Source organism: Stenotrophomonas sp. 2YAF22 (assembly GCF_052114665.1).
GTDB classification, from domain to species: Bacteria; Pseudomonadota; Gammaproteobacteria; order Xanthomonadales; family Xanthomonadaceae; genus Stenotrophomonas; species Stenotrophomonas indicatrix.
This window is the reverse complement of the sequence record NZ_JBFRFE010000055.1, coordinates 1-11,435: the sequence shown is the minus strand read 5'-3', so window position 1 is coordinate 11,435 and position 11,435 is coordinate 1. Positions and strand designations below refer to the sequence as shown.

Here is an 11,435-nt window from a genome sequence, read left to right as displayed (position 1 = left end):
TCAGCATGATCAGCGACGGCATCTGTTCGGCACGGATGCAATGCACCCCAGGTGCAATCCAGCGCCAGTGCAGACGGCCCAGCGAATCGCCGAAGTACGGATGCAGCGACGTCGGCAGATGGTCCGGATCCGCCTCAGGGCGTTCGCGCGGCATCGACCGTAGCGGGCCTGGCACCGCGTCGGCCTGGACCTCGACGAGCTGCGCAAGCATCGCTTCGCGCAGGCCCGCCCGCCGCGCCTCGTCCGCCACGGGCTGGGTCTGCTCCAGCAGTGCGGCTCCGATGGCCTCCGCTTCGCGCAGCCGCTGGCGGCAGTGCGGGCACTGCTCCAGATGGGTGCCGGCGACGATGCTCAACGGTGCCGGCAGAGCACCGGCGGCGTAGCTCATCAGCGTCGACTCATGCAGGTGGTGGTGCGGATTCATGGTGCACCCCCGACCTTCGACTGCAACTGCAGGAACGCTCGTCGCAGGTGTGATTTGACCGTGCCCAGAGGCATCCCAAGCGCCTGCGCGATCTCGCTGTGGCTCTTGGCCTCGAAGTAGGACATGCGAACCAGACGCGCCTGCGTGGCCGGCAGTTCATTGATGCGCTGGCGCAGGCGGGCATGGTCGGCAAACTGCTCGGCGCTGCTGCGCTCGCCGACGTCGGCGGCAGCGGCGTCTTCCACGGCTTCCTGCACCTGCATCCAGCTGCGTTCGCGACGCACGCGGTCGATGTGCAGGTTGCGGCCGATGCGATACAACCAGGTGCTCAGCGCACCTTGGGCAGGATCGAACTCGGCCGCGCGCAGCCACAGGCGCAGCAGGCATTCCTGGGCCAGCTCTTCGGCCACCGCTGCGGGTGCCCCAAGGCCACGCAGATAAATGCACAGGCGCGGCATGAAATGGTCGTAGATGCGCATGAAGCAGTCACGATCGCGCAGCCTGGCGACGCCATCCATCTCGCCGTTCCAGTTCGTTGGCTCGTTGCTGGGCTGCTGTGAACTGGACACGATCCGCGCGGTGTCGAAGGGATGGGAGGGACTGGCGGGAGGACGGTACATCGGCGGGGGCTGCCGTTGGGTGAAGAGGAGTCCTTCCCTCTACGCACGGTGGCGCCTGTTGGATGCACCCGGGATGGGTGCCAACGTGCATCCAGCCGGCGCCGTCGCGCGTACAGGCCCGCAAGCCTCCCATGGATCGCCCCGATGCGTCTTGCCTGGTTGCTGCTCTGCATGCCCTGCGCCGCTTCGGCCGCGCCGCTGCTGCGTTCGGAGGGCGTGGCCACCCTGGCCAACGGAGTCATTGCCTACCGCGAAGTGCATTGGCAGCGCGGCGCCGGCGATGGCAGCGAACGCTGGGTGGAATACCTTTGCCCTGCGGGCCAACCTTTCGCCCGCAAGCAGATGCCCGCCGCCACCCGGCCGCAGGTGCGGGGCTATGTGCTGCAGGACGCCCGCAGCGGCCAAGCGGCCGATGTGAGGGTCGACCCCGGCGTGGTCCGGGTCGACTGGAAGGAGGACACGTCCACGCCTTCCCGAACCAGGCAGCTGCCGCTGCCCCCGGATGCCGTGATCGACGCCGGCTTCGATGCCGCCGTGCGGGCCCACTGGCGCACGCTGCAGGATGGAGCACCCGTCAGCCTTCCTTTTCTGGTGCCCGGCCGGCAACGCTTCTACCCCGTGCAGGTGCAGTACCTGGGCCCGGTGCGCTGGCAGGGGCTTTCCGCCCATGCGGTGAATGTCCGCCTTGATACCTGGTTCGGCGCGGTGGCCCCACGTCTGTCGCTGGTCTACGCCGATGCTGATCGCCGCCTGCTCGAGTTCCGTGGTACCAGCAACCTGCGCGATGCACGTGGCGATTATCCGCAGGTGACCGTGCGCTTTGCCGCGCCCGCAACCGAGCAGCCGGAGCAGCGCTGGCGCACTGAGCTGCAGCGACCGCTGGTAGCCAGCTGCGGTGTTACGACCAGGTGAACATGCAGTCAGCTGCAATCCACTGCATCCAACCTGCACTGCAACGCGTAGAGGTAGGCAATCGACTCCCTCGGGCTTCCGTCCATGGCATCCGCAGCGCCTCCACTCCGCAGACGTTCGCGCCTGTTGCGCACCTTCCAGCGCTGGTTCGACACCGATGCCGGAAGCGAAGCGGCGATCGACGGCAGCCAGGGTGACCGCATCGACTGGCTGCGCGCCCTGCCCTTCGCGCTGCTGCACGTGGCCTGCCTCGGGGTGATCTGGGTGGGCGTGTCCTGGACAGCGGTTGCCGTCGCAGTGTTCCTGTACGCGATCAGGATGTTCGCCATCACCGCGTTCTATCACCGCTACTTCTCGCACCGGACGTTCGAGGCATCGCGCACCGTGCAGTTCGTGTTCGCGGTCATCGGCGCCGCCAGCGTGCAGCGTGGCCCGCTCTGGTGGGCAGCGCACCACCGCCACCACCACCGCCACGCCGATCAACCGCAGGACCCGCATTCCCCGCGCCAGGGCGGGTTCTGGCGCAGCCATATGGGTTGGTTCCTCACCCGTAGCGCCTTTGCCACCGATCTGCAGCGCATTCCCGATCTGGCCCGCTACCCCGAGCTGCGCTGGCTGGACCGGTTCGACACCGTGGTTCCCGTGTTGCTGGCCGCTGCGCTGTATGGTGTGGGCGCGGTGCTCGAGCGTGTGGCACCGGGCCTGCATACCTCCGGCCCGCAGCTGCTGGTCTGGGGCTTCTTCATCTCCACCGTGGTGTTGTTCCACGCCACGGTCACCATCAATTCGCTGGCGCACCGATTCGGCCGGCGCCGCTTCGAGACCCGTGATGACAGCCGCAACAACCTCTGGCTGGCGCTGCTGACCTTCGGCGAAGGCTGGCACAACAACCATCACTTCTTTCCCGGCACCGCCCGCCAGGGCTTCCGCTGGTGGGAGATCGACATCAGCTGGTATGGCCTGCGCGCAATGGCTGCGCTGGGCCTGGTGAAGGGCCTCAAGCCGATCCCGGCCTGGGTACTGGCCAAGGCGAGGCACTGACATGCGTATCGCGATCATCGGTTCCGGCATCGCGGGTCTGGCCAGCGCGTGGTGGCTGGACGGCGAGCATGACGTCACCCTGTTCGAGGCCAACGACTACCTGGGCGGCCACACCCACACCCACGAGGTGACGGTGGACGGCCGCAGGATGGCGGTCGACACCGGGTTCATCGTCTTCAATGCCCTGCACTATCCGCTGCTGTCGGCCCTATTCGATGAACTTGGGGTGGACTCGCAGCCCACCACGATGAGTTTCTCGATGCACAGCGAGCGCAGCGGCGTGGAGTACAACGCCACGTCGCTGGATGGCCTGTTCTGCCAGCGCCGCAACCTGCTCTCACCGCGTTTCTGGGGAATGCTGGCCGACCTGCGGCGCTTCTATCGCGACGCGCCCCTGCTGCTGGGCGAGGAACAGGGCCCCACGCTGGGCCAGTACCTGCACAGCCAGCGCTATGGCGAAGCGTTCGTGCAGGAACATCTGCTGCCGATGGCCTCGGCGCTGTGGTCCTCGCCGACCGCGCAGGTGCTGGACTTCCCGGCGCGTTACCTGGTGCAGTTCATGGCCAATCACCAGATGCTGCAGATGACCGGGCGCGCGCCCTGGCGCGTGGTCAAGGGCGGCTCGGCGCGCTACGTGGACGCCCTGCGCGCGCGCTGGCGGGTGCACGAGCGGCTGGAATGCCCGGTGCATGCGGTCGAGCGCATGCCCTGGGGGGCACGCGTACACACCGCAACCGGCATTGAAGGCTTCGATGAAGTGATCCTGGCCTGCCATAGCGACCAGGCCCTTGCCCTGCTGGCCGACGCCGATCCGATCGAGCATGCGGTGCTCGGCGCGATCCGCTACCAACCCAACGAGGCCGTACTGCACACCGACGCCTCGCTGCTGCCCGCCAACCGCAAGGCGTGGGCGGCCTGGAACGCGCATGTACCGCGCGACCCCACCGCACCCTGCACGGTCAGCTACTGCATGAACCTGTTGCAGGGGCTGCCCGGTGATACGCCGCTGGTGGTGACCCTCAACCGCAGCGAGGCCATCGATCCGGCCAAGGTGCTGCGCCGTCTGCATTACGCGCATCCGGTGCATGATCCGGCTGCGGTGGACGCGCAGCGGCGCTGGGCCGAACTGCAGGGCCGGCGGCACACCTGGTTTGCGGGTGCGTATTGGGGCTGGGGCTTCCACGAAGATGGAATCCGCAGTGCCCGCCGCGTAGTGGATGCGCTGCAACTGCGCAATGCCGGCGCGCCGCCTCCCCTGCAGGTGGAGGTGGCCGCATGAGCGCCAGCGCCCTCTACATCGGGCAGGTGGTCCACCGCCGGCACCATCCGCATCCGCATGCCTTCCGCTACCCCATCGCGCAGCTGCTGCTGGACCTGGACGAGTTGGACCAGGTATTCGCCGGGCGCTGGCTATGGTCGGTCGGGCGACGCAACCTGGCAGAGTTCCGCCGCAGCGACTATCTCGGCGATCCCGCGACATCACTTGCAGACGCCGTGCGTGATCATGCCGCGACCGTGCTGGGGCGGCGCCCGGACGGCCCGGTGCGTCTGTTGGCGCACCTGCGCTTCGGTGGCCACGTGTTCAATCCGGTCAGCTTCTATTACTGCTACCGGGCCGACGGCAGCACCCTGGACTGCATCGTCGCCGACATCACCAACACACCGTGGAAGGAACGGCACGCCTATGTGCTGCCCGTTGAAAGTGCACAGCCGCAGGGGCGTGCCCTGCGCTGGCAGTTCGACAAAGCCTTCCACGTTTCCCCCTTCATGCCGATGGATTGCCGCTACGACTGGCGCTTCACCGCGCCCGGCGATGATCTGCGCGTACATATGCAGGTCTGGCGCGACGGTGTCCGGCAGTTCGATGCCACCCAGGCGATGCAGCGACGCCCGCTCGATGGCCGCGGCCTGGCCCGGGTCCTGGCATTCCACCCGTTGATGACCGTGCAGGTGGTAGCCGCCATCCACTGGCAGGCACTGCGCCTGTGGCTGAAGCGCAATCCCGTGCATGACCACCCCGCTCTTGCCGAGAAACCGCGATGAACGAGCTGAATCCTTCCGTTGCCCTGCCCCGCCCCGGCGCGGTGGACGCATTCCTGCGCCGGAGGCTGCTGGCGGTACTGGCGCCGCTGCGCGAAGGCGGGCTGCGGGTACGCGACCCTTTGGGCGAGGTCATCCTCGGTGATCGTGCCGGCGCACTGCAGGCCACGGTGACCATCAGCGACATGGCGTTCTACCGCAAGGTGGCCGCGCAGGGCAGCGTCGGCGCGGGTGAGAGCTACATCCACGGCGATTGGCACTGCGATGACCTGGTGGCCCTGGTGCGGCTGCTGGTACTCAACCGCGACCTGCTGGATGGCATGGAACGCGGGCCGGCGCGGATCGGTGGCTGGCTGCTGCGCGGCTGGAACCGCCTGCGGCGCAACAGCCGCGAAGGCAGTCGCCGCAACATCGCCGCCCACTACGATCTGGGCAATGACTTCTTCGCGCTGTTCCTGTCGCCGGACCTGATGTACTCCTCGGCGGTGTTCAGCGATGCCGGCGACTCGCTGGAAACCGCCTCGCGCCGCAAGCTGGACCGCATCTGCCAGCAGCTGCAGCTGCAACCCGGTGATCGCGTCGTCGAGATCGGTACCGGTTGGGGCGGGTTCGCCCTGCATGCCGCCCAGCACTACGGCTGCCATGTGACCACCACCACCATCTCCGCCGAACAGCACGCGCTTGCCGCCCAGCGTGTGGCCGAGGCGGGCCTGCAGGAGCGCGTGACCCTGCTGATGCAGGACTACCGTGATCTGCAGGGCCAGTTCGACAAGCTGGTGTCGATCGAGATGATCGAGGCCATCGGTGCCGAGTATCTGGACACCTACATGGCGACCCTGCAGCGGCTGCTGAAGGCCGATGGCGTGGCCCTGCTGCAGGCCATCACCATCGAGGACCAGCGCTACGAGCAGGCGCGCCGCAGCGTGGACTACATCAAGCGCTTCGTGTTTCCCGGCAGTTTCATCCCCTCGATCAACGCCATCCTGGCCGCCAAGACCCGGGCCTGCGACCTGCAGCTGATCGCCCAGCAGGATTTCGGCCACTCCTATGCACTCACCCTGCGCGCCTGGCGGCAGCGCTTCCTGGCGCAGTTGCCGGCGGTACGTGCGCAGGGTTTCGATGACCGCTTCTGCAGGCTGTGGGAGTTCTATCTGGCCTACTGCGAGGGCGGCTTCCTCGAGCGCTCGATCGGCGTGTCCCATCTGCTGCTGGCGCGGCCGGGCTACCGTCCCGAGACGGACGTCCATGGCCAACGGGCCGGCTGACATGCGCCGCACCTGGGTCAACGTAATCGGCAACCAGCTGGTATGGCTGTGCGCCGTTGCCGGAGCCGGCCGCGGCTGGCAATGGCCGGCCCTGCTGTCGGCCACGCTCTATGTCGGCAGCCAGTTGCTTGCCTCGACGCGGCCACGCCTGGAGCTGCGCCTGCTGTTGCTCGCGCTGGGGTGTGCCTGGCTGGTGGATGGCAGCGCTGCAGCCAGCGGTGCTGTGCAGTACGCCGCCGCACCGCTTGGATGGGTGCCGCCACCGTGGATTTTCGCGCTGTGGGCGGCCTTTGCGATGACGCTGACGGCGTCGATGGCGTTCCTGCAGCGGCACTGGATGCTGCCGGTGGCCCTGGGCCTGCTGGCGCCGCTGGCGTATCTGTCTGCGGCGCGGGGTTTCCAGGCCGTACATTTCACCGCCCCGGCCTGGCTGGGCGTGGCAACACTGGCGCTGGGCTGGTGCGTGGCACTGTCGCTGCTGTGCGCCGTCGCCCGTCGCGGAACGCCCAGCAATCGTGACACCCCATTGATCGGAGCCGCCTGATGAGCATTCTGTGGTGGGTACTGCTGTACGCCGTGGTGATCATGGCCTGGGGTTGGACCTGGCAGCGCAGGCAGCGCAACATCGGCATCGTCGATGTGCTGTGGGCAAAGGGCGTGGCGGCAGGCGCGCTGCTGCTTGCATGGCTGGGCGATGGCGCGCTGCAGCCACGCATCGCACTGGCCGTGCTCGGTGGCCTGTGGGGAAGTCGTCTCGCCCTGCATCTGTGGCGCCGCGTACGCAGCGAGGAAGAAGACGGTCGCTATCGCTATCTGCGCGAACACTGGCACGGCCACCAGGGCAGGATCTTCGGCTTCTTCATGGCGCAGGCGCTGTTGGTGGTGCTGTTTGCGCTGCCGTTCACGGCCGTGGCCGGCAATCCCCACAGCGACATGCCTGGCTGGATCGCAGCGGCGGTCGTCGTGTGGCTGCTCAGCGTGGGCGGCGAAGCACTGGCCGACCGTCAGCTGGCACGCTTCCGGGCCGACCCGGCGAACAGGGGCCGGACCTGCCGCCAAGGACTGTGGCGGTACACGCGCCATCCCAATTACTTCTTCGAGTGGCTGCACTGGTTCACCTATGTACTGCTGGCAGCCGGCTCACCCTTGTGGTGGCTGGCCTGGTCCGGGCCGGTGCTGATGTACGTGTTCCTGCGCTACCTCAGTGGCGTTCCCTTCACCGAGAAACAGGCGCTGCGCAGTCGAGGCGATGACTATCGCGACTACCAGCGCAGTACCCCGATGTTCTTCCCCTGGTTTCCGCGCAGCCCCAAGGAGTGATCCCGATGAACAGCACCCCGTCCCTTGCTCCGGTTGCCGATACGGAAGCCGGTCTTACCGGCTGGGCCGAGCGTGGCTGGCTGCCCGATGCGGCGCTGCGCGCGGGCATACGCCGCCTGTGTGCGCAACGCCTGGCCGAGGAGTCGAGCGGCAGCATGGAGGAGCAGGCGCATCGCTTCAGCCGCCGTATCGCCGAGCTCGCTGGCAGCCCACTGGCACTGCACGTGGATGCGGCCAACCGCCAGCATTACGAAGTGCCTGCCGCCTTCTTCCAGGGCTGCCTGGGGCGTCGCCTGAAGTACAGCAGCTGCTACTACCGCACCGGCCGCGAGACGCTGGACCAGGCCGAGGATGCGATGCTGGAGCTGTACGGGCAGCGCGCCGGATTGGCCGACGGCCAGGACATTCTTGAGCTGGGCTGCGGCTGGGGCTCGCTGACACTGTGGATGGCCGAGCGCTACCCGAACGCGCGCATCACCGCCGTGTCCAACTCGCACAGCCAGCGCAGCCATATCCTGGCCCAGTGCGAGGCGCGCGGGTTCGGCAACGTCGAGGTACTCACCCGGGACGTCAACCAGCTGGACCTGCCTGCCGCTGCGTTTGATCGCTGCGTGTCGGTGGAGATGTTCGAGCATGTCCGCAACTACGACCGCCTGCTGGGCCGCATTGCCCGTTGGCTGAAGCCGGACGGTGCGCTGTTCGTGCACATTTTCGCCCATCGCACGCTGATGTATCCGTTCGAGACCGAGGGCGACGACAACTGGATGGGCCGGCACTTCTTCACCGGCGGCCTGATGCCGGCAGCGGACACGCTGCTGCACTTCCAGCGCGACCTGGTGCTGGACCAGCGCTGGCTGCTGGACGGCACGCACTACCAGCGCACGGCCAACCATTGGCTGGCCAACCAGGATGACGCCCGTGAACAGCTGCTGCCGGTGCTGGCACAGACCTATGGCGACGAAGCGGCGGCACGCATCTGGTGGCAGCGCTGGCGCATGTTCTGGATGGCCTGCGCCGAATTGTTCGGCTACGACGACGGCCAGCAATGGCTGGTCGCCCACTACCTGTTCCGCCCGCGTTGAAGGAGACCGCCCTCATGCGTATCTCATCGCTGTTCCCGCTGCTGGCCGTTGCCCTGTTCGGCGCAGGCTGCAGCAGCCACGACACCCGCCCCATCCCGCTGCCTCCGAAGGTGGACGTGCCGCGCTTCATGGGCGACTGGTATGTCATCGCCCATATTCCGTCCTGGCCCGAGCGCGAGGCCTTCGACGCGGTGGAAAGCTACGCGCTGCAGGCCGATGGCCGCATCCAGACCACTTTCACCTATCGCAAGGGCAGCTTCCAGTCGCCACAGAAGTCGATGCACCCGGTGGGCCGTGTGGAAAAACACGGCAATGGTGCGGTCTGGGGAATGCAGTTCATCTGGCCCATCCAGGCCGAATACCTGATTGCCTGGCTGGATGAGGGCTACACCCAGACCATCGTGGCCCGCAGCAAGCGTGACTACGTGTGGTACATGGCGCGCACGCCGCAGGTGAGCGACGCGGACTACCAGCAGGCGGTCGCCCGCATCCAGGCAATGGGATACGACACCGGCAAGCTGCGCCGTGTGCCGCAGTCGGTGCGCTGAGCCTGCGCGAAGCGATGCTGCAGAACAGAATGATGCAAGCGCCGAATCGGCCGTTGCCCCATGAATGGGGGAATATAGGGCTGCCCGGCCTTTCACGGATTATCAATCCCGCTTTATGTGATTAATATCACTTAAAGACATTTACTCCCATGCAATAAAGGCGGCGAAGATTCACCGGCCTCCGGCCACAGGGAGCGTGCCATGCAGGATGTCTCGCCGCATCAGTGCAAGGTTGTATCCGAACGGAAATGGTCTCTCAGCACGTTCATGGAGTTCTATGAGCGCGTACTGAGCCAGCGCATTTTCGGTCCGTACGGAAAGCTGCTGGCCGAGGAGATCGCTGGCGACATCCGGGCCGGTTTCAACGCGTCCGACGTCCTGGAGGTCGCCTGCGGCACCGGGGTCATCACCGCAAACCTTTACCAGCACCTGAGCAGGCCGCTCGGCCTACGGTTGGTCGCCACCGATCTCTCAGCGATCGCTGTGAACGTGGCACGCGGCGTGCTGAGCGATGAGGTGCAGCGCAACGTGCCCCTCCTTGCCGATGTGGACATGGCGGAGCTGCCCTTCGCCGACGCCAGCTTCGACGTCATCGTCTGCGGGTTCGGCCTGATGTTCCCGCCGGACAAGGCGCGCGTCGCCCGCGAGTTCAGGCGCGTGCTCCGCCCTGGCGGACGGGTCTACGCCACGGCATTCCACTACAACCAGCTGTTCGAGCTGGCCCGCGAACAGTCCCGGCAGCACTTTGGCATGCCCTCCCGGCTGATGGATGCAGCCCTGAGCCTGACCGACCCGTCGCCCATCACACGCGCGTTCGCGATCGAAGGACTTTCCCCGCGCGAGGGCGAGATGGCTGAACTGCGGCCCCTCGCGTTTGCCATGGGCGACGCCGATGTGCGCGAGTTCCTGTTCAACGCCTGCATCCTTCTGGAGGAGTTCAACCAGTGCGACGCCCCCAGCAGGGAGCGCTATCTGGACGCGATGCTGGACGCCGTCCATGCAGCAGTGCCAGACCGGCGTTACCAGGTGGAAGCCTGGTTGCTGCGCGGCTGTGTCGATGCTGCACACACCCCTGCGCAGGCCGCCCTCCGGGCGCCGGATTTCTCACCCCTGCTGGCGTTCCACCTGCCACTGCAGCAGGATGCGCGCGCGATGCGCGGCTTCGAAAGCGCTCGCGCACGGTTCCTCGCCGACCACCCCGATTATCCCCATGATCAGGTCGAGGCCATGCGCCAGCAGGAATATGCGCGGCTGGATGAGCAACAGGTGACCTATCTGGATCACGTGGGCGGAACATTGCCACCCGACAGCCTGCTTGAGCAGGATTACCAGGCACTCAAGCGGACGATTCTCGGCAATCCGCACAGCGGATCGAAAGCATCCCAGGACGCACTTCATGGGGCGTGTGAGCAGATCCACGCCTTCTTCGGAACCACGCCGGAGGAGTACGAGATACTGTTCACCGCCAATGCCAGCAGCGCAATCCGGTTGGTGGCCGAGTCATTCCCGTTCCAGGCCGGGTCGCAGGCACTGCTGACCAAGGACAATCACACCTCGGTACACGGCTTGCGCGAGTACGCTACGGCGAAGGGCGCGCAGGTGAAGTACATTCCGCTGGATGACGAGCTGCTGCTGCATGAAGGGCTGATGTGGCGTGCGCTGCAGCGGCTGCAGCCCGGCGCGCCTCATCTGCTCGCCTTTCCCGCGCAATCCAATGCGACCGGCGCCCGGCACGATCTGGCCTGGATCGAGCGGGCCCAGGCGCACGGCGCGACGGTGCTGTGTGACGCGGCGGCCCTTGTGCCGCAGTACCGGCTTGATTGCGGCCGTCATCACCCCGATTTCGTGGTGGCGTCGTTCTACAAGATATTCGGCTACCCCACCGGCGCGGGTTGCCTGCTCGCCCGGCGGGCCGCTCTCGACCTGCTGAAACCGCCGTCGTTTGCCGGTGGTGGCGTGTGCTACTACTCCGGGCCGTGGTCACCCACCGATCGCCTGCTGTACCGAGATGCGGGCCAGCGATTCGAAGTCGGCACGCCCAACTACGCGGCCTTCCCGGCCATCGCCAGAGGCTTTGAATTCGTGGCCGCGCTGGGCGGAGTGGAAGCGGTCGCATTGCGCTCGCGTGCGTTGGCCGAGTGGCTGCAGTCGCAGCTGTCATCGCTTCGCCACCACATCCGTGG

Annotated in this window: 11 protein-coding genes and 1 pseudogene; 10 read left to right on the top strand and 2 right to left on the bottom strand. The window is 66.8% G+C overall.

The features are described from left to right. Both AB4Y84_RS04025 and AB4Y84_RS04020 read right to left on the bottom strand, forming a co-directional pair. Window positions 1-424 (bottom strand): annotated as a pseudogene (locus AB4Y84_RS04025) (ChrR family anti-sigma-E factor); the annotation flags it as partial. After that, complete coding sequence (locus AB4Y84_RS04020; RefSeq protein ID WP_025874474.1) at window positions 421-1,044, bottom strand: sigma-70 family RNA polymerase sigma factor; 624 nt, start codon at window positions 1,042-1,044, stop codon at window positions 421-423. The gene AB4Y84_RS04020 and the pseudogene AB4Y84_RS04025, both read right to left, overlap by 4 nt. 144 nt (window positions 1,045-1,188) lie before the next feature. On the opposite strand from AB4Y84_RS04020, the gene AB4Y84_RS04015 reads away from it, so the two are divergent. The 10 genes from AB4Y84_RS04015 to AB4Y84_RS03970 all read left to right on the top strand — a co-directional run. Beyond that, a complete protein-coding gene (locus AB4Y84_RS04015) occupies window positions 1,189-1,956 on the top strand; it encodes a hypothetical protein (RefSeq protein ID WP_442243619.1) in 768 nt (255 codons plus the stop codon). Between the two features lie 84 nt (window positions 1,957-2,040). Beyond that, window positions 2,041-2,997 carry an acyl-CoA desaturase gene (locus AB4Y84_RS04010; RefSeq protein WP_025874472.1) on the top strand — a complete coding sequence of 319 codons (957 nt, stop codon included), beginning with the start codon at window positions 2,041-2,043 and terminating at the stop codon, window positions 2,995-2,997. A gap of 1 nt (window position 2,998) precedes the next feature. Next, window positions 2,999-4,276 carry an NAD(P)/FAD-dependent oxidoreductase gene (locus AB4Y84_RS04005; RefSeq protein WP_313248365.1) on the top strand — a complete coding sequence of 426 codons (1,278 nt, stop codon included), beginning with the start codon at window positions 2,999-3,001 and terminating at the stop codon, window positions 4,274-4,276. After that, window positions 4,273-5,040, top strand: coding sequence for a DUF1365 domain-containing protein (locus AB4Y84_RS04000; RefSeq protein WP_363733377.1), 768 nt, complete (start codon window positions 4,273-4,275; stop codon window positions 5,038-5,040). Before AB4Y84_RS04005 ends, AB4Y84_RS04000 begins: the two co-directional genes overlap by 4 nt. After that, window positions 5,037-6,302, top strand: a complete 1,266-nt coding sequence (locus AB4Y84_RS03995) for a cyclopropane-fatty-acyl-phospholipid synthase family protein (protein WP_363733378.1) — start codon at window positions 5,037-5,039, stop codon at window positions 6,300-6,302. The genes AB4Y84_RS04000 and AB4Y84_RS03995 overlap by 4 nt, the downstream gene beginning before the upstream one ends. Before the next feature lies 1 nt (window position 6,303). Further along, on the top strand, window positions 6,304-6,846 hold the full coding sequence (locus tag AB4Y84_RS03990) for a DUF2878 domain-containing protein (protein WP_025874468.1): 543 nt from the start codon (window positions 6,304-6,306) through the stop codon (window positions 6,844-6,846). Then, window positions 6,846-7,622 (top strand): DUF1295 domain-containing protein, encoded by a 777-nt coding sequence (locus AB4Y84_RS03985; protein ID WP_442249797.1) that lies wholly within the window; start codon window positions 6,846-6,848, stop codon window positions 7,620-7,622. The genes AB4Y84_RS03990 and AB4Y84_RS03985 overlap by 1 nt, the downstream gene beginning before the upstream one ends. 5 nt (window positions 7,623-7,627) lie before the next feature. Beyond that, complete coding sequence (locus AB4Y84_RS03980) at window positions 7,628-8,704, top strand: SAM-dependent methyltransferase (protein WP_442243621.1); 1,077 nt, start codon at window positions 7,628-7,630, stop codon at window positions 8,702-8,704. A 14-nt stretch (window positions 8,705-8,718) separates the two neighbouring features. Beyond that, window positions 8,719-9,252, top strand: coding sequence for a lipocalin family protein (locus tag AB4Y84_RS03975; protein ID WP_442243622.1), 534 nt, complete (start codon window positions 8,719-8,721; stop codon window positions 9,250-9,252). A gap of 201 nt (window positions 9,253-9,453) precedes the next feature. Beyond that, the coding region (locus AB4Y84_RS03970) for an aminotransferase class V-fold PLP-dependent enzyme (protein ID WP_442249796.1) at window positions 9,454-11,435 on the top strand (1,982 nt) is incomplete at its 3' end.

Coding starts and splice junctions, on each gene's coding strand:
- AB4Y84_RS04020 (WP_025874474.1), bottom strand. CDS start 1,044: ATGTACCGTCCTCCCGCCAGTCCCTCCCATCCCTTCGACACCGCGCGG.
- AB4Y84_RS04015 (WP_442243619.1), top strand. CDS start 1,189: ATGCGTCTTGCCTGGTTGCTGCTCTGCATGCCCTGCGCCGCTTCGGCC.
- AB4Y84_RS04010 (WP_025874472.1), top strand. CDS start 2,041: ATGGCATCCGCAGCGCCTCCACTCCGCAGACGTTCGCGCCTGTTGCGC.
- AB4Y84_RS04005 (WP_313248365.1), top strand. CDS start 2,999: ATGCGTATCGCGATCATCGGTTCCGGCATCGCGGGTCTGGCCAGCGCG.
- AB4Y84_RS04000 (WP_363733377.1), top strand. CDS start 4,273: ATGAGCGCCAGCGCCCTCTACATCGGGCAGGTGGTCCACCGCCGGCAC.
- AB4Y84_RS03995 (WP_363733378.1), top strand. CDS start 5,037: ATGAACGAGCTGAATCCTTCCGTTGCCCTGCCCCGCCCCGGCGCGGTG.
- AB4Y84_RS03990 (WP_025874468.1), top strand. CDS start 6,304: ATGCGCCGCACCTGGGTCAACGTAATCGGCAACCAGCTGGTATGGCTG.
- AB4Y84_RS03985 (WP_442249797.1), top strand. CDS start 6,846: ATGAGCATTCTGTGGTGGGTACTGCTGTACGCCGTGGTGATCATGGCC.
- AB4Y84_RS03980 (WP_442243621.1), top strand. CDS start 7,628: ATGAACAGCACCCCGTCCCTTGCTCCGGTTGCCGATACGGAAGCCGGT.
- AB4Y84_RS03975 (WP_442243622.1), top strand. CDS start 8,719: ATGCGTATCTCATCGCTGTTCCCGCTGCTGGCCGTTGCCCTGTTCGGC.